Consider the following 17,945-nt stretch of genomic DNA (forward strand, 5'->3'; position numbering starts at 1 on the left):
CTTTCCGCAAAGAAGCCGAGATTATGGAGGCCGCGGCGGTGTTGAACCGCCAGGAACTCGACAAGGCAGCCTTGGCACAACCATTGCAACCCATGCAACAGACCGCAGGGTCGACGGAGCCCCGCACGCTGAATGCGGTTACCAAGGCGGCGACGGCATCGGTGCCGGTCTATCGCTTTTACAACGCTTCAACCGGTGCCCACTTCTACACCACCAGTGCGACCGAGCGGGACTCGATCCGAGCCCGTCTGCCCAGTTATTCCTACGAAGGCACGGCCTTTGAGGCCCTGGCGCAGGCTGGCACAGGATTGGCACCTGTCTACCGCTTCTACAACACGCAAACCGGCGTGCATTTCTACACGATCAGCGAGTCCGAGAAGAACCTGGTGCGCGACAGCTTGCCGCAGTTCCATCTGGAAGGGGTGGCCTACTACGCCAGCCAGGTGGCTGCCACGGGTTTTCGGCCGCTGTACCGGTCTTACGTGCTGAACAAAGGCTTCCACTTCTATTCCGTCAACGCGTCGGAGACCGCTGGTTTGGCTCAGTACCGCGCTGAAGGCGTTGGGTACTACGTGGTGGGCACGGCGCCCGAGCCCGATCCCGGAACCGCCGACGCCACCTGTCAGTTGGCCAACTTTCAGGTCGACCTGATGCAACAGATCAATGCCGCCCGTGCCGTGGCGCGCAGTTGCGGCAGCACGGCCCGCCCGGCCGCCACCGCTGTGTCGTGGGACGCCGCCCTGGCTGCGGCCGCTGCGCGCCATTCCAGCGACATGGCCCAAAACAACTTCTTCAGCCACACCGGCAGCGATGGCAGCACCGTGGGGCTGCGCGCCACGGCAGCGGGCTACAGCTGGTCGGCCATTGGAGAAAACATTGCGGCAGGTCACACCACTGTGTCGGAGGTGATGACCGGTTGGCTCAGCAGCGAAGGGCACTGCAACAACATCATGAACAGCGCCTACACCCATGTCGCCCTGGCTTGTGTGGCGAAGCCGGGCACCACCTACACCAGGTATTGGACGATGGTGCTGGGCCGGCACTGACTCGCCGGGACGCTCAGCCCAACTCAGCAATCAGCTCAATCTCGACACAAGCGCCCATCGGGATCTGCGCGACGCCGAACGCGCTGCGCGCGTGCGCGCCAGCCTTCGGGCCGAAGACCTCACCCAGCAGCTCGCTGCAGCCGTTGGTGACGAGGTGTTGCTCGGTGTAGGTGGCGGTGCTGTTGACCAGGCTCATGACCTTGACGATGCGTTTGACATCGTCGAGCGTCTTGCCACCGGCCAGGCAGGCGGCGGCGAGGGTGCCCATGAGGTCGATGGCGATGGCGCGGGCGGCGGCCTTGCCTTCTTCGGTGGTCATGGTCAGACCGAGCTGGCCGACCCAGGGCTTGCCTTCTTTCTTGGCGATGTGGCCGCTCAGGAAGACGAGGTTTCCGGTCTGCACGAAGGGCACGTAGGCAGCGGCGGGAATGGCCACGGGTGGCAGGGCGATGCCCAGTTGGGACAACTTGTCGTAAACGCTCATGGAAGGCTCCTGAAGGCTGGGAATGGGGCACTGCGACCGGGGTGGCGCAGGGGTGCGGGCCATTCTATCGGCGGGGGTGGTCGTCAGCGGTTCTTCAGCGCACTGCTGGAATAATCGAGGGCTTTTGTTTCGCGATCCGGTGCCAGGCCCTCCTGGCCAGCCCCGGCTCCCCATGAACCAGGCGACCGGCCGAGTCGCCCGCTGGAGACACCACGATGAAGACCCTTTCCCCGCGCGCTGTGGCCCGCCTGGCCGCCCTGGCCGCCGGCTTGCTGCCCGTGCTCGCGCAGGCCGCCGACATGGACGGCAGCCAGCTGTCCGTGCTCTGGGGCGTGCCATTTGCCGGCATCCTGCTGTCGATCGCGCTGGTGCCGCTGGTGGCGCCGCTCTTCTGGCACCACCACTTCGGCAAGGTGTCGGCGGCCTGGGCGCTGGCGTTCCTGCTGCCGTTTGCCGTGGTGTTTGGCCCGACGGCCGCGGGCGCCGGCATCGCGCACGCGATGCTGGCCGAGTACATCCCTTTCATCATCCTGCTCACCGCGCTCTACACCGTGGCAGGCGGTATCTTCATCCGCGGCAACCTGCATGGCGGCCCTGGGCTGAACACGGCGATTCTGGCCGTGGGCGCGGTGCTGGCCAGCTTCATGGGCACCACCGGCGCGTCGATGCTGCTGATCCGTCCGCTGATCCGCGCCAACGACCACCGCAAACACGTGGTGCACGTGGTGGTGTTCTTCATCTTCATCGTCTCGAACGCCGGCGGTTCGCTCACGCCGCTGGGCGACCCGCCGCTGTTCCTGGGTTTCCTGAAAGGGGTGGATTTTTCCTGGACGCTGATCCACATCCTGCCCGAGACGGCGTTCCTGCTGGCCGCGCTGCTGGCGCTGTTCTACGGCATCGACTGGTGGTACTACCACCGCAAGGAAGAAGTCCAGCCGAAAGACCCGACGCCTGACGACCGGACGTTCGGTTTTGACGGCGGCATCAACTTCGTGCTGCTGGCCGTGGTGGTGGCGCTGGTGCTGATGAGCGGGCTGTGGAAGTCCAGCGTGTCGTTCAACATCGCCGGCACCGAGGTGGGCCTGCCGGGCCTGCTGCGCGACCTCGGCCTGATCGCGGTGACGGTGGCCTCGCTGCAGCTGACGCCTTCGGGTGTGCACGCCGACAACCAGTTTGCCTGGGCGCCGATGCAGGAGGTGGCCAAGCTGTTCGCGGGCATCTTCCTGACCATCATCCCGGTGATCGCCATGCTCAAGGCCGGCGTCGACGGCCCGTTTGGCGCCGTGGTGCGCGCGGTGACCAACCCCGACGGCTCGCCGAACCCGGCCATGTACTTCTGGGCCACGGGCCTGCTCAGCTCCTTCCTGGACAACGCGCCGACCTACCTCGTGTTCTTCAACACCGCCGGCGGCGACCCGGCCGTGCTCATGACCACGCTGGCCCCCACGCTGGTGGCGATTTCGGCGGGCGCGGTTTTCATGGGCGCCAACAGCTACATCGGCAACGCACCCAACCTGATGGTCAAGGCCATCGCCGAAGACCGTGGCGTCAAGATGCCCAGCTTCTTCGGCTACATGATCTGGTCGGTCGGCATCCTGGTGCCGTTGTTTGCCATCATGACCTGGCTCTTCTTTGTTTGATGAACGGTGCGATGCCCGAATGACCGACGACTTGCTTCCCTGGTTCGTGCTCGCGCTGGGCGTGCTCAACGCCTTGCTGGTGCTCTGGCTGCTGCTGCGTCGCCCGCCGGCCAATGCCGACGAAGCCGCGCAGCGACAGCAGCTGCTGGTCACGCTGCAGGCGCAGGGCCTGCAGACCACCCAGCGCATCGAGCGTGTGGAGAGCGAGCTGCGCCGCGAGATCAGCGACAGCTCGCGCGGGGGGCGGCAGGAGATCCAGCAGACCCTGGCGACCTTCCAGGAAACGCTGACGCGGCAGGACGCCGAGGCCACGCGCACGCAGAACACCCAGCTGGATGCGTTTTCCCAGCAACTGCTGCAATTGCGTGGCACGCTGGGCGACACGCTGACCCAGCAGCTGCAGGCCATCAGCCTGGGCATGGGTCAGCAGGCGGCCGAAGCCACTCGCACGCAGAACGCACAGATCGACGCCTTCGCGCAGCAGCTGGTGCAGCTGCGCGGCACGCTGAGCGACACGCTCACGCGCCAGCTGCAGGACATGAGCGAGGGCAACGCGCGCCGCCTGGCCGAGATCCGCACCACGCTGGACGGCCAGCTGGCCCAGCTGCAGCAGAGCAACGCCGCCAAGCTCGACGAGATGCGCGCGACTGTGGACGAGAAGCTGCAGAGCACGCTGCAGGCGCGCCTGGGCGAGAGCTTCAAGCAGGTGGCCGACCGGCTGGAGCAGGTGCACAAGGGCCTGGGCGAGATGCAGACGCTGGCACAGGGCGTTGGCGACCTCAAGCACCTGCTGAGCAATGTGAAGACGCGCGGCATGTTCGGCGAGGCACAGCTGGGTGCGCTGCTCGAACAGGTGTTTGCTCCCGACCAGTACGCGACCCAGGTCACCACCCGGCCCGGCAGCCGCAACGCCGTGGACTTCGCCGTCAAGCTGCCCGGTCGCGGCGACGACGGCGCCCCTTGCTGGCTGCCCATCGACGCGAAGTTTCCGAATGAAGACTATGAGCGCCTGCTCGATGCGCAGCAGCGCGCCGATGTAGAGGGCGCCGAGCTGGCCGCGCGCGGGCTGGAGCAACGCATCCGGCTCGAAGCCAAGAGCATGGCCGACAAGTACCTGGAGCCGCCGCACACCACCGACTTCGCGATCCTGTTCCTGCCCACCGAAGGCCTGTATGCCGAGGTGTTGCGCCGACCGGGGCTGATGGAGGTGCTGCAACGCGAATACCGCGTCACGCTCGCTGGGCCGACCACGCTCATGGCCATGCTCAACTCGCTGCAGATGGGCTTTCGCACGCTGGCGCTGGAGAAGCGCAGCAGCGAGGTGTGGCAGGTGCTGGGCGCGGTCAAGACCGAGTTCGGCAAGTTTGGTGATGTGCTGGCGCGCGTGAAGAGCCAGACCCAGACCGTGCTCAACACCCTCGACAACGCCGAGACGCGCAGCCGCGCCATGACCCGCGCGCTCAAGACGGTCGAAGCGCTGCCGCAGGACAAGGCGAGCGCGCTGTTGCCGCTGGACCCCAGCGACGACGGAGACACTTGAGTTCAACCTTGAAAGCCGGCCTGGCGCGACTGATCGCCGCGCAGGTCAGCCTGCACGCCTGCATGACCGGCTTTCGCATGGCCGCGCCGCTGATGGCACTGCGCGAGGGCCACAGCCCGGTCGCGGTGGGCATGCTGCTGGCCCTGTTTGCGCTGGCCCAGGTGTTTCTGGCCTTGCCGGCCGGCCGCTATGCCGATCGCATAGGCCTCAGGAAGCCGGTGCTGCTGGCCGTGGGCGTGGCCACCGGGGGCGCGTTGCTGGCGGTGGCCTTCCCGGTGTATGGCGCGTTGTGCCTCACCGCCCTGACCTGCGGTGGTGCTACCGGTCTGGCCATGATCGCGCTGCAGCGCCATGTGGGCCGGCTGGCGAACAACGCCACCGAGCTCAAGCAGGTGTTCAGCTGGATGTCCATCGGCCCGTCGATCTCCAACTTCATCGGGCCGCTGGCGGCGGGCGTGCTCATCGACGCCGCGGGCTTTCGAGCGGCCTACCTGCTGCTCGCGCTGCTGCCCTCACTGGCCTGGTTCTGGGTGCGCCGCGTGGTGGAGCAGGCGCCCGTGGCGCCCGAGGAGCGCAATACCAGCGGCTCGTCGTGGAATTTGCTGCGCGAGACCGGGTTCCGCCGGCTCATGCTGATCAACTGGCTGCTGTCTTCGTGCTGGGACGTGCACACCTTTCTGGTGCCGGTGATCGGGCATGAACGCCACCTCAGCGCCACCGTGATCGGCGCCATCCTCGGCGCGTTCGCGCTGGCCGCCACCGCCGTCCGGCTGGTCATGCCCTGGCTGGCCGCGCATCTGCGCGAACCGGTGGTGATCGGCTCGGCGATGGTGAGCACGGCGCTGCTGTTCGCTGTGTACCCGCTGGCGCACAGCGCCTGGACCATGGGCGCGCTGTCGGTCCTGCTCGGTGTGGCGCTGGGTTCGGTGCAGCCCATGATCATGAGCACGCTGCACCAGATCACACCGCGGCACCGCCACGGCGAAGCGCTGGGTCTGCGCGCGATGACGATCAATGGATCGAGTGTGGTGATGCCCCTGCTGTTTGGCTCGGCGGGTGTGGTGGTGGGGGTGTCGGGTGTGTTCTGGGTGGTCGGTGCGGTGGTGGGCGCGGGCTCGCGCCTCGCCTGGCGCTTGCCCCATTCCTTGGGTCCGCACACGGGCGAGTGAGCCGACCCGCGGCGCACTCAGGTCGTGTTGTGGGGGCTTGGGCGATCTGCGGGCACTTCGCCCGAACCGCCCCCTAAGATCGACGCCATGAACACAGCACAACGAGACGGACTTTTGCTGGCAGGCAGCGCGGTGGTCGGCATGGCCCTGATGAACAGCCCGATGTCCGACAGCATGCAGCAACTGCTGGCGTTGCCTTTCCAGGTGGGCGTGGGCGAATACGTGCTCGCCAAGCCGCTGGAGTTGTGGATCAACGACTTCCTGATGGCCATCTTCTTCCTGCTGGTGGGGGTGGAGATCAAGCACGAATGGCAGCACGGTGCGCTGGCCACGCCGCAGGCACGCATCCTGCCGTTTGGTGCGGCTGTGGGGGGGATGGCGATTCCCGCCCTGATCTTCGTGTTGTTCAACTGGAACCAGCCGCACAACCTGGCGGGCTGGGCCATTCCTGCTGCCACGGATATCGCGTTTGCCATCGGCCTCATGGCTCTGGCGGCCCCGGGCATTCGTGGTGCGCTGCTGGCGTTCCTGACGGCCGTGGCGGTGCTGGACGATCTGGGCGCGATCATCGTGATCGCGCTGTTCTATACCGATCAGTTGAGCAGGACCATGTTGGGTTTCGCTGCCTTGGGCGTGGGGGCGCTGTTCATGCTTTCCAGTCTGCGGGTGCAGCGCATCTGGCCCTATGTGGCGGTGGCTCTGTTTCTTTGGGTGTGCGTGCTCAAGTCGGGCGTGCACGCCACGCTGGCGGGCGTGGTGGTGGGCCTGTTCCTGCCCGCCTCGCAGGACGGCAACAGCCCGGCGGAGAAGCTGGACCACGCCCTCAAGCCCTGGGTGAGCTGGCTGATCCTGCCGCTGTTCGGGGTGGTGAATGCGGGCGTTTCGCTGGCGGGCTTTTCGTGGGATGCCCTGGTCCAGCCGGTGACCCTGGGCGTGGCGGCGGGGCTGCTGCTGGGCAAGCCACTGGGGATTCTGGCGGGCACCTGGGTGGCGAGTCGGCTCGGCGGTGGACTGCCCGATGGCCTGCACTTGCGCGACTATGTCCCCGTGGCCTGCTTCTGCGGCATCGGATTCACCATGGCGTTGTTCATTTCCACGCTGGCCTATCCGCCGGGCAGCGATCCGGGCGACGCAGCCAAGCTCGGTGTTTTGCTGGGAACCGTTTGCGCGTTTGCGTTGGGTACCCTGGTGGCCCGCTGGAACGGGTCAGGACGTGCACTTGCCAGTGCCTGAGCCCTGGGTGACATTCATTCGATAGGGGCGGGTGTTGATGCCTTCGTCGGGGCTCTGGTGGTGTGTCGGACCGGGGGTTTTTTACCCGCTTTGATCGGGAAACCGAGCCCGCTCAGGAACGCATCGACCACCTGCCGGCCGCAGCGCCGCAGGTCAAACGCTTGGGGGTCGAGCAGCCAGTTCTGGATCAGGCCGTCGATCATCACGTGCAGGCCGAGCGCTGCGCTTTGCACCGGGATGGCAAGGGTCAGCCTCTGCTGGTTGGCCGCCGACTTCAACACCTCGGCGGTCTGCTGCATGCAGTCGTTCCGGCACTGCAGGCGACGGGCACGCACCGCGTGCATTTCGTCGTTGTATTCCACCTGCAGGGTGGCAATTTCGAAGACGCGGCGCGTGCGCTCGTCGGTAGCGGTCTTGTGCAGGGCGTATGCGATGGAGTCGCGCAGTGACTGCAGTGGGTCTGAAAGAGTGGAGGGGGTTTTCCCTACCTTGTTCAGGGTTTCTTCCAGCGGCAAAACCACGCGCTCCATCATCGCGTTGAATAGGTCGGCCTTGTCCTTGAAGTGCCAGTAGATGGCGCCGCGGGTGGTGCCGGCCGTGATGGCAATGTCGTTGAGCGACGTGCGTGAAACGCCGCGCTCCTGAAACAGGTGCTCGGCCGCGTCGAGCAGGCTGTGGCGGGTGGCCTCGGCGTCGGCCTTGGTGCGTCGAACCATGTCATGTCTCCAGTCGGATGTCCCCAGGTGAGCCTGGAACTTATTGGGCTCGACTATACATACATTCATGGATGTATGTATACTGCGACCCCTTGCCTTCGTCGGCTATCGCTCACGACAGTCATGCCGGCCGCTTTCTGGCGGCCTCCCCCGATTTCAAGCCCTTAAGGATTCCCATGCCTGCCCAGAGTCCCCAGTCTCATGCCTTGTTCAACCCATCGCTGGTGACCCCTGGTCGCACGGCGGTGTGGGCCCGCCGCTGGTCGGTGATCTCCGTCGCGGTGCTGCTGGTGGCCTGCGGCAAGTCCGAGGCGCCGGCCGGTGCGCCGCCGGGCGGCGGCATGCCCGCACCCGAGGTGGGGGTGGTCACCGTCGCCCCGGGCGATGTGGGTCTGCAGACCGAGCTGCCGGGTCGCCTGGAGGCTTCGCGTGTGGCGCAGGTGCGGGCTCGGGCCGCTGGCATCCTGCAGCAGCGCCTGTTCAAGGAAGGCAGTGACGTGAAGGCCGGCCAGGCGCTGTTCCGCATCGATGCGGCACCGTATGCCGCCGCCATGCAAAGCGCACAGGCCAGCCTGGCCCGCGCGCAGGCCAATGTCGCTCAGGCCACGGCACTGGCTGAACGCTACAAGCCACTGGTGGCCGAGAACGCGATCAGCCAGCAGGAATACGCCAACGCCGTCGCGTCCCAGAAGACCGCGGAAGCCGATGTGGCTGTCGCCAAGGCGGCGGTGCAGACCGCCAGCATCAACCTGAACTACGCGAACGTGACCGCGCCGATCGCCGGCCGCATCGGCCGTGCGCTGGTGACCGAGGGCGCGCTGGTGGGGCAGGGCGAAGCGACCCAGCTCGCCGTGATCCAGCAGGTGGACCCGATGTATGTGAATTTCACCCAATCGGCCGCCGAAGCCATGAAGCTGCAGCGCGCGCTGGAGAGCGGGCAGCTCAAGGGCGCGGGCACCGGTGCCGCCAGTGTGCGCGTGGTGCTGGAAGATGGCAGCGAATACGCGAAGGCCGGGCGCTTGCTGTTCTCGGACCTGTCGGTGGATTCGACCACCGGTCAGGTGACGCTGCGTGCCGAGGTGCCGAACCCCGGCGGTTCGCTGTTGCCTGGTCTGTATGTGCGCGTGCGCCTGGAACAGGCCACCGCCCGTGACGCCATCACCCTGCCTCAGCAGGCGGTGACGCGTTCGGCCCAAGGCGACTCGGTCCAGATCGTCACGGCGGACGGGAAGATCGAGCAACGGACCATCAAGGTCGGTGGTCAGCAGTCAGGGAAGTGGGTGGTCATGGACGGCCTGAAAGCCGGCGAGCAGGTGATGGTGGACGGCTTCCAGAAGCTGCAGATGATGCCGCCGGGTACGCCCGTGAAGGCGGTGCCATGGACACCGGCGGGCGCCCCGGCAGCGGCCGCGCCAGCCGTCGCAGCTCCCGCTCCAGCGGCGGCCAAGTAAGGAGCGGCAAATGAGCATGCCCCCACGTTCACTTTGTTCACTGCCCCCCATGGGGGCTTCAGCCTCCTTGAGGCGGCTCGGCGGAAACTGATATGGCCAAATTCTTCATCGACCGACCCATCTTTGCGTGGGTGATCGCGCTCTTCATCATGGTGATGGGTGCGGTGTCCATCACGCAGCTGCCGATCGCGCAGTACCCGCCGGTGGCGCCCCCATCCATCGTCATCAACGCCGTCTACCCCGGTGCATCGGCCAAGACGCTGGAAGACAGTGTGCTGTCGGTCATTGAGCAGGAAATGAACGGCTCGCCCGGCCTGATCTACATGGAAGCCGTGGCCCAGGCCAACGGCACCGGCAGCATCACGCTGAGCTTCGAGCCCGGCACCAACGACGATCTGGCACAGGTGGACGTGCAGAACCGGCTTTCGCGCGCCACCCCGCGCCTGCCCTCGGCGGTGACGCAGCAGGGTGTGAAAGTGGACAAGTCCCGCAACAACTTCCTGCTGTTTGCCATTCTGTCGTCGGACGATCCGGCGCTGGATCCGGTGGCGCTGGGTGACTACGCCTCGCGCAGCGTCGTGCCTGAATTGCAGCGCCTGCCCGGCGTGGGCCAGGCCCAGCTGTTCGGCACCGAGCGTGCCATGCGGGTCTGGATCGACCCGGCCAAGCTGCTGGGCTTCAACCTGAGCGCGGCCGACGTGACCAACGCCATCCGCGCGCAGAACGCGCAGGTGTCGGCCGGTGAAATCGGCGCCTTGCCCAACGTGGCGGGTCAGAGCATCGCTGCCACCGTGGTGGTCAACGGCCAGTTGGCCAGCGTGGAGCAGTTTGGCAACATCGTGCTGCGCGCCAGCGGCGATGGCGCCTCCGTGCGCCTGAAAGACGTGGCCCGCATCGAGCTCGGCGCCCAAGGCTACGCGACCTCCGCGCGCCTGAACGGCAAGCCGTCCACGGGTATCGGCGTGCAGCTTTCGCCCAGCGGCAACGCGCTGGCTACCGCCACCGCGGTGCGGGCCAAGATGGCGGAACTGGAGCGGTTCTTCCCCAAGGGCATGACCTGGGCCATCCCTTACGACAGCTCACGCTTCATCAAGATCTCGATCCAGCAGGTGGCGGTGACGCTGGCAGAAGCCGTGGCGCTGGTGTTCCTGGTGATGTTCCTGTTCCTGCAGAACTGGCGCTACACCCTCATTCCCACGGTGGTGGTGCCGGTGGCGCTGCTGGGCACCTTCGCCACGCTGCTGGCGCTGGGGTTCTCGATCAACGTGCTGACCATGTTCGGCATGGTGCTGGTGATCGGCATCGTGGTGGACGACGCCATCGTGGTAGTGGAGAACGTCGAGCGCATCATGAGCGAGGAGGGCCTGCCTCCGCTGGAAGCCACGCGCAAGGCCATGGGCCAGATCTCGGGCGCCATCATCGGCGTGACGGTGGTGCTGATCTCGGTGTTCGTGCCGCTGGCGTTCTTCAGTGGTTCGGTCGGCAACATCTACCGCCAGTTCGCTGCGGTGATGGGCGTGTCCATCGCCTTCTCGGCGTTCATGGCACTGTCATTGACGCCGGCCCTGTGCGCCACCCTGCTCAAGCCGGTCGAGGCGGGTCACGCCCATGCCAAGACCGGTTTCTTCGGCTGGTTCAACCGGGGGTTTGCGCGCACCGCCAAGGGTTACGAAGGTGGTGTGGCCAAGCTGCTGCCGCGCGCCGGTCGCACGCTGGTGATCTACGCCGCCATCGTTGGGGCGGTCGCGGTGATCTACCAGCGCCTGCCCACGTCCTTCTTGCCCAACGAGGACCAGGGCAACCTGTTGGTGAACGTGCAATTGCCGCCGGGCGCCACGCAAGAGCGCACCCTGGAGGTGATGAAGCAGGTCGAAGGCTTCATGCTGAAACAGCCTGAGGTCGAGGGCATGGTCGGCGTGCTGGGCTTCAGCTTCTCGGGCCAGGGCCAGAACGCTGCGCTCGCCTTCGTCACGCTCAAGGACTGGACCGAACGCACTGGCGCAGAGAACTCGGCCCAGGCCTTGGCCGGCCGCGCCTTTGGTGCGCTCTCCGGCATCCGCGACGCCTTCATCTTTCCGTTGAGCCCACCGCCCATCCCCGAGCTGGGCGCGTCCTCGGGCTTCAGCTTCCGCCTGCAGGACCGGGCGGGTCTGGGTGGTGAAGCGCTGCTGAACGCCCGCAACCAGATGCTGGGCATGGCCTCGCAGAGCAAGCTGCTCACCCAGGTGCGGCCCGACGGTCTGGAAGATGCGCCGCAGCTGCAGATCGACATCGACCGCGACCGCGCCAACGCGCAAGGTGTGGGCTTCGACAGCATCAGCGCCGCCATCGGCACCGCGCTGGGGTCGAGCTACGTGAACGACTTCCCCAACGCCGGTCGCTTGCAGCGGGTGGTGGTGCAGGCCGATGCCGCAGCGCGCATGCAGCCCGAAGACCTGCTGCGCATCAACGTGCTCAACAGCAAGGGGCAGGCGGTGCCGCTGTCGGCCTTCGCCAGCACCCATTGGGTCACGGGCCCGATGCAGACCGTGCGCTACAACGGCTACCCGTCCATGCGCATCAGCGGCAGCGCCGCGCCGGGCGTGAGCACCGGCCAGGCCATGGCCGAGATGGAAGCGCTGGCCGCCAAGCTGCCAACGGGCTTCGGTTTTGAATGGACCGGCCAGTCGCGTGAAGAAAAGCTCGCCGGCGCGCAGGCCATGATCCTCTATGGCTTCGCGATCCTGGCGGTGTTTCTCGCGCTGGCGGCGCTGTACGAGAGCTGGTCCATCCCGCTGGCGGTGGTGCTGGTGGTGCCGCTGGGCGTGCTCGGCGTGCTGCTGGCCACGCTCTTGCGCGGCTACTCGAACGACGTCTACTTCCAGGTGGGGCTGATCACCATCATCGGCCTCTCGGCGAAGAACGCGATCCTGATCATCGAGTTCGCCAAAGACCTGCAGGCCCAGGGCAAAAGCGTGATCGAAGCGGCGCTGGCGGCGGCGCACCTGCGGTTCCGTCCCATCGTCATGACCTCGCTGGCCTTCACGCTGGGGGTCATGCCCTTGTTCCTGGCCTCGGGCGCGGGTTCGGCCAGCCAGCGCGCCATTGGTACCGGCGTGGTCGGCGGCATGCTGACCGGCACGGTGCTGGCGGTGGTGTTTGTGCCGATTTTCTTTGTCGTCGTGCGCACCTTCTTCAAGGGCAGCGAGCGCCAGCGTCATCACGATGCCGAACAGGCTGAACACCATGGGGTGCGTTGACATGAGCACACCCTCCCTGCGCCGCTTCGCGTCTTTCCCTCGGGGTGAGCACATCCGCGGCCCGCTGGACGGCCCCTCTTCTTTCGTTGCATGGCGTGTTTCACAAAGCACGCTGGAGACCTTGACATGACCTCTTCCTTGATCTTTCACCGCAGCGCACTGGCTCTGGCTGTCCTGACGCTCGCTGGCTGCTCAATGATCCCGACGCTGGAGCGCCCCGCCGCGCCCGTGGCCGCGCAGTTCCCCGGCCAGTTGGCCTCGGCCGCAGCGGCCGGCCCGGCGCTGGCCTGGGAGAGCTTCGTGAACGACGCCCGGCTGCGCGAGCTGATCACGCTGTCGCTGCAGAACAACCGCGATCTGCGCGTGGCCACGCTCAACATTGAACAGGTGCGGGCGCAGTACCAGATCCGTCGCGCCGATCAGCTCCCCACGCTGAACCTGGCCGCGACCGGCAACCGCCAGCCCACGGCCGACGACGGCATGAGCAGCACCTACACCGCAGGCCTGGCGATGGCCAGCTGGGAGCTGGACTTCTTTGGTCGGGTGGCCAGCCTGAAAGAGGCTGCGCTCGCCGAGTTCCTGGCCAGCGAAGAAGCGCGCCGGACAGCGCAAACCAGCCTGGTCGCGGCGGTGGCCAGCACCTGGCTCAGCCTGCAGGCCGACGAAGAGTTGCTGCATCTCACGCAGAGCACCCTGATCACTCGCGAAGACTCGCTGCGCCTGACCAAGCTGCGCTTCGACAACGGCGCCACCTCGGCCCTGGATCTGCGCCAGGCCGAATCGTTGTCCGCCGCAGCGCGCAGCGCGCTGGCTCAACAACAGCGGGCGAAGTCACTCGATCTGAACGCCCTGACGCTGCTGGTGGGCCAGACCCCGCCGCCCAACCTGCTGCCCACGGTGGCCGGAGCGACCACCCAGGCCCAGCTGAGCGAGGTGCCCGAAGGCCTGCCGTCCGAACTGCTCACGCGCCGCGCGGACATCCGCCAGGCCGAGCAGGCGCTGATTGCGGCCAACGCCAACATCGGTGCGGCGCGCGCCGCCTTCTTCCCTCGCATCTCGCTCACCGCGAGCGTCGGCACCGCGAGCAACCAGCTCTCGGGCCTGTTTGAAAGTGGCTCATGGGGCTTCTCGATGGCGCCCCAGGCGCTGCTGCCGATCTTTGACGCGGGCCGCAACCAGGCGAACCTGACGGTGGCCAAGGTGTCGCGCGACGTGGCGGTGGCGCAGTACGAGAAGGCGATCCAGGTCGCGTTCCGTGAGGTTGCCGACGCGCTGGCCGGGCGCACGACGTTGGGCGAACAGCTCGCGGCCCAGCAGGCTCAGGCCACCGCCGAGGCCGAGCGCTTCCGCCTGGCCGATCTGCGCTACCGCAACGGGGTGGCGAGCTACCTTGATGTGCTTGACGCGCAACGCTCGCTGTTCACGACCCAGCAGGCGTTGGCGCAGACGAAGCTCGCGCAGCAGCAGAGCCAGGTGGCCCTGTACAAGGCGCTGGGGGGCGGCTGGACGGAGTAGCGGGTTCTCACGCGCTCGCTGGTGCCGGGGCGTTTTCCGGAGTGCAATGTCTTGCCCAGGGCACCCAAGGATCCGGCTCCGCCGGTCCCAGGGTGCGCCCCCCTTCAAGGGGGGACGCGCGAAGCGCGGCGGGGGGTAGTCAGTTCTTCAAATCGTAGAAGCGCAGGATCTGGTCCCAGGCGGCCTGGGGTTCGTCCACAAAGATGAACAGCTTCAGGTCGTCGGGCGAAATCGTGCCTTCTTCCACCAGCAGATCGAGATCGATCAGGCGCTTCCAGTAGGCCGAGCCGAACAACACGATCGGCACCGGCTTGGCCTTCTTGCACTGCACGAGGGTGATCACCTCGAACAGCTCGTCCAGCGTGCCGAAGCCGCCCGGGAAGGCCACAAGGGCTTTCGCGCGCATCATGAAGTGCATCTTGCGCAGCGCGAAGTAGTGGAACTTGAAGCTCAGCTGCGGGGTGATGAAGCGGTTGCCCGACTGCTCGAAGGGCAATGAGATGTTCAACCCGACGTTGAGCGCGCCTTCGTCGTGCGCGCCCCGGTTGGCCGCTTCCATGATGCCCGGGCCGCCACCGGTGCAGATGAACATCTGGTCTTCCTTGGCAGCGCTGGCGCTGTAGCGGGCCACCAGGCCGCCAAAGGCGCGGGCCTCGTCGTAGTAGTGCGCGTTGCGCAGAATCGCCTCGGCCTTGCGGATGGTCTCGGCGTCGCCGCCTGCCTTGGCCTGGTCGAGTGCGGCCTGGGCTTCTGAGGCCTCGCGGAAGCGGGCGCTGCCGAAGACCACGACGGTGCTCTCGATGCCCAGCGCCTGCTGTGCCAGATCGGGCTTGAGCATTTCCAACTGGAGGCGGATGCCGCGCGTCTCGCGGCGCAACAGGAACTCGGGATCGGCAAAGGCCATGCGGTAGGCATCGGCCGCGAGGGGGTTGCCGTTGTTGGCGTGCGCCTGCAGGTCGGCCCAGGCGTCTGCAATGCGCCGTTCGCTCAGGTCTTGGGTGGCTTCCATGGCGTTCTTTCAGTGGAGAAGAGAGTAGGGATGCATCACAGGCCCATGGCGAGGGCCAGCGGCACGAAGATCACCGCCAGTGCATTGCCCAGCATGATCATCGCACCCACCTTGTCGGGCTCCTGGTGGTAACGGTCGGCGAGCATGAATTGCACCACGGCGGGTGGCAAGGCTGCGAACAGCAACAGCTGACCGCGCGCGGCCCCTTCGAGCCCGAGGGCCCAAGCCAGCGGGATGCCGATGGCCAGTCCGATCAACGGGCGCGCCAGCGCGCCGAGCAGTCCGAGGGCCAGACCCTCTCGGGTGAGAGCGGTCAGCCGGACGCCCAGCGCGAACAGCATCATGGGCAGCAGTGCGTCGCCCAGCAACTTGCAGCTGGCGAGCACCACATCGGGCGGACGCACGTCGGTCAAGGCGCTGAAGAAACCCAGCGCGGTGCCGATCATCAGCGGGCTGGTGAGCAGGTCGCGTGTGCGCGCGGAGGCGCTGGTGATGCGTGCACCGATCGAGAAATGAAACAGGTTGCTGACCGAAAACAGCGCCACGGCCGCGCCAAAGTGCGCCGGGCCAAAGGCCAGCAGCGCCAGCGGCAGACCCATGTTGCCGCAGTTGTTGAACATGACCACGGGCACGAGGGTGCGTGGCTGTGCGCCGAACAGCCGCGCCAGGGGCCAGGCCAGCAGGCCACTGCCGAGGATCAACACCGTGCCGCCGATCAGCAAGGGCACGTGGTCTGCGAGGCGGAAGTCTTTGGACGCCAACGCCGAATACACCAGCGCCGGCGCCAGCACATCAAGCGCAATGCGGTTGAACGCCGCCATGTCCGGCACCTTGCGCCGCGCGTAGCCATAGCCGACCGCGACGATCAGAAAGACCGGGATGATGACGTCGGCGATGCGGGACAGCAATTCCATACAGGTCGTCTAGGGTAGCGTGAAAATGCAAAAAGGCTCCCGAAGGAGCCTTTCTGGTGTCACTGGGTCTGATCGGTTTCGGCGCCGGGCCGCCCCAAGCCGAAACGCACCCCCTTGGGGGGCAGCGACCCGCGCAGCGGCGGAGCGTGGGGGAGCAGTTCCTCAGACGCGCTTGCGGTATTCACCGGTGCGGGTGTCGATTTCGATCTTGTCGTCCTGCGCCACAAACAGCGGCACGGCCACTTCAAAACCGGTGGCGATCTTGGCGGGCTTGAGCACCTTGCCGGACGTGTCGCCCTTGACGGCGGGTTCGGTCCAGGTGATCACGCGCTCGACACTGGTCGGCAGTTCGACCGAGATCGCCTTGCCGTCGTAGAACACCACTTCAACGGTCATGCCGTCTTCGAGGTAGTTCAGGGCGTCGCCCATGTTTTCGGCTTCGACTTCGTACTGGTTGTATTCGCTGTCCATGCAGACGTACATGGGATCGGCGAAGTAGGAGTAGGTGCACTCCTTCTTGTCCAGAATGATCTGGTCCATCTTGTCGTCGGCCCGGCAGACCACTTCGGTGGCCATGTTGTTCAGCAGGGCCTTGAGCTTCAGGCGCACGGTGGCCGCGCCACGGCCGCCACGGGCGTATTCGGTCTTCAGAACGATCATGGGGTCCTTGCCGTGCATGATCACGTTGCCTGCGCGCAGTTCTTGGGCGATTTTCATAGGGATTCCAACAGTTGGGCCGCGGTTTCCGGCAGGGCACTTGCGGCCTGCGGAAGGGTCTTGAGAGCTGCGATCTGCGCGGCGAGGCAGAGGGCTGGCTGGAAACGGGCATCGGCCAGAGGCCGCACCGGTTTTCTGCAAAGCCTTGAATTTTATCGCTTTTCCAGCACGAATTTGATCAGCTGTTCGCTCAATGACGGCTGGGCGAGCAGGCGAGCGCGGGCGGCCTGCACGCAGCCGGTCCAGCTGTGCACCACTTCCCAGCCGGGCCACACGGTAGCTGGCGCGGTCACGCCGTTCCAGGCATGGTGCATTTCGCGCAGCGAGGCGGGCGCCTGCAGCCAGTCCAGAAAGGCGTCGAGCTTGGCGTGGTGGGCGTTGTCGTGCTGCGGGTAGATGTGCCAGACGAAAGGCTTGCCCGCCCACAGTGCTCGCACCAGAGAGTCTTCGCCGCGCACGAAATTGAGGTCACAACTCCAGAGCAGGTGGTCGTAGTCGCGCTGGGTCAGGCGCGGCAGGCGCTGGAGGACGGCGAGGCCGGTGTCCAACCCCTGAGCCTGTGCGGTGGCCACGGCATCGCCCGCACGGCCGGCGGTGACCAGCCAGTCGCTCGCAGTGTCGCCCGCCTGTCGCAGCACGGAGGGCAGGGCGGAGGGCTCGTAGCAGAAGAGGCTGGCGCGCGGCTGGTCGGTGTGAGGCAAGCCGCGCGACCCGAGCCAGGCATGGGCGTCGAAAGCGGCTTGACGCTCTGGCAGGTCGTTCTCTCGAAGCAGCCCACCGGTGGCCGGTGTGAAGCCCGGGTAGAAAAACCACTTGCCCACGCCGCGCATCGGCCCGGTGGACACCAGCGAGGGCAGGCGGTGACAGCGCTCGACATAGGACTCGGCGCTCATGTATTCCAGGTTGACCCAGACCGGCGCCTGGCCACCTGCGGCGATGGCGGTGTCCCGGTGTTCCAGTGCTTCGGGCGGCGGATGGCAGCCGAAGGTCTCGATCCAGACATCGGCAGGCGGCAGGCCCGCCAGCAGACCACTCGCCAACGGTTCGGTCCAGTGCAATACCTGCACGCCGTCCACATGGCCTTCGAGTGCACCGGGCACCATCCAGCCGAGGTCGTCGGGTTGATCGATCCAAAGCCGCACGGTCTGACCGCTTGCGGCCAGTTCGGCGCAGAAGCGCCAGCAGACACCGATGTCGCCCAGGTTGTCGATGACTTTGCAGAAGATGTCCCAGCGCATGGCCTGCATTGTCGACGCAAGCGCCGGCGGACTT

At 66.5% G+C, this 17,945-nt stretch carries 14 protein-coding genes; 8 read left to right on the top strand and 6 right to left on the bottom strand.

What is annotated here, in order from left to right; all coding sequences use genetic code 11:
• Positions 1–92 precede the first annotated feature (92 nt).
• Entirely contained in the window at positions 93–1,046 is a 954-nt protein-coding gene (locus B0E41_RS27500) for a CAP domain-containing protein (RefSeq protein WP_253194659.1), read from the top strand.
• Between the two features lie 13 nt (positions 1,047–1,059).
• On the opposite strand, the gene B0E41_RS06880 is transcribed toward B0E41_RS27500, so the two are convergent.
• A complete protein-coding gene (locus B0E41_RS06880) occupies positions 1,060–1,530 on the bottom strand; it encodes a RidA family protein (RefSeq protein WP_077330282.1) in 471 nt (156 codons plus the stop codon).
• A gap of 299 nt (positions 1,531–1,829) precedes the next feature.
• On the opposite strand from B0E41_RS06880, the gene B0E41_RS06885 reads away from it, so the two are divergent.
• From B0E41_RS06885 to nhaA, 4 genes are all read left to right on the top strand, one after another.
• Entirely contained in the window at positions 1,830–3,170 is a 1,341-nt protein-coding gene (locus B0E41_RS06885; protein WP_253194668.1) for a sodium:proton antiporter, read from the top strand.
• A gap of 19 nt (positions 3,171–3,189) precedes the next feature.
• Positions 3,190–4,710 carry a DNA recombination protein RmuC gene (gene rmuC / locus B0E41_RS06890; protein ID WP_143433708.1) on the top strand — a complete coding sequence of 507 codons (1,521 nt, stop codon included), beginning with the start codon at positions 3,190–3,192 and terminating at the stop codon, positions 4,708–4,710.
• 8 nt (positions 4,711–4,718) lie between these two features.
• On the top strand, positions 4,719–5,879 hold the full coding sequence (locus tag B0E41_RS06895; RefSeq protein WP_143433709.1) for an MFS transporter: 1,161 nt from the start codon (positions 4,719–4,721) through the stop codon (positions 5,877–5,879).
• A gap of 87 nt (positions 5,880–5,966) precedes the next feature.
• A complete protein-coding gene (gene nhaA / locus B0E41_RS06900; RefSeq protein ID WP_077330288.1) occupies positions 5,967–7,112 on the top strand; it encodes a Na+/H+ antiporter NhaA in 1,146 nt (381 codons plus the stop codon).
• A 14-nt stretch (positions 7,113–7,126) separates the two neighbouring features.
• On the opposite strand, the gene B0E41_RS06905 is transcribed toward nhaA, so the two are convergent.
• Complete coding sequence (locus B0E41_RS06905; protein WP_077330290.1) at positions 7,127–7,828, bottom strand: TetR family transcriptional regulator; 702 nt, start codon at positions 7,826–7,828, stop codon at positions 7,127–7,129.
• A 176-nt stretch (positions 7,829–8,004) separates the two neighbouring features.
• Between B0E41_RS06905 and B0E41_RS06910 the strand changes: the two genes are divergently transcribed.
• From B0E41_RS06910 to B0E41_RS06920, 3 genes are all read left to right on the top strand, one after another.
• Positions 8,005–9,279, top strand: a complete 1,275-nt coding sequence (locus tag B0E41_RS06910; RefSeq protein ID WP_077330292.1) for an efflux RND transporter periplasmic adaptor subunit — start codon at positions 8,005–8,007, stop codon at positions 9,277–9,279.
• Between the two features lie 92 nt (positions 9,280–9,371).
• Complete coding sequence (locus B0E41_RS06915; RefSeq protein WP_077330294.1) at positions 9,372–12,518, top strand: efflux RND transporter permease subunit; 3,147 nt, start codon at positions 9,372–9,374, stop codon at positions 12,516–12,518.
• A 126-nt stretch (positions 12,519–12,644) separates the two neighbouring features.
• Positions 12,645–14,033: an efflux transporter outer membrane subunit gene (locus tag B0E41_RS06920; protein WP_077330296.1), complete on the top strand. Its 1,389-nt coding sequence runs from the start codon at positions 12,645–12,647 to the stop codon at positions 14,031–14,033.
• Positions 14,034–14,172: 139 nt separating this feature from the next.
• On the opposite strand, the gene B0E41_RS06925 is transcribed toward B0E41_RS06920, so the two are convergent.
• The 4 genes from B0E41_RS06925 to earP all read right to left on the bottom strand — a co-directional run bounded on the left by B0E41_RS06925 (position 14,173) and on the right by earP (position 17,911).
• Entirely contained in the window at positions 14,173–15,042 is an 870-nt protein-coding gene (locus B0E41_RS06925; protein ID WP_077330298.1) for a TIGR00730 family Rossman fold protein, read from the bottom strand.
• Between the two features lie 35 nt (positions 15,043–15,077).
• Entirely contained in the window at positions 15,078–15,956 is an 879-nt protein-coding gene (locus B0E41_RS06930) for an AEC family transporter (protein ID WP_253194661.1), read from the bottom strand.
• Positions 15,957–16,118: 162 nt separating this feature from the next.
• Positions 16,119–16,673 (bottom strand): elongation factor P, encoded by a 555-nt coding sequence (gene efp, locus B0E41_RS06935; RefSeq protein WP_077330302.1) that lies wholly within the window; start codon positions 16,671–16,673, stop codon positions 16,119–16,121.
• Between the two features lie 152 nt (positions 16,674–16,825).
• Entirely contained in the window at positions 16,826–17,911 is a 1,086-nt protein-coding gene (gene earP, locus B0E41_RS06940) for an elongation factor P maturation arginine rhamnosyltransferase EarP (RefSeq protein ID WP_077330393.1), read from the bottom strand.
• Positions 17,912–17,945: the final 34 nt, after the last annotated feature.

Origin of the sequence: Hydrogenophaga sp. A37 (assembly GCF_002001205.1) — a bacterium.
In the GTDB taxonomy this organism is placed as follows: Bacteria; Pseudomonadota; Gammaproteobacteria; order Burkholderiales; family Burkholderiaceae_C; genus Hydrogenophaga.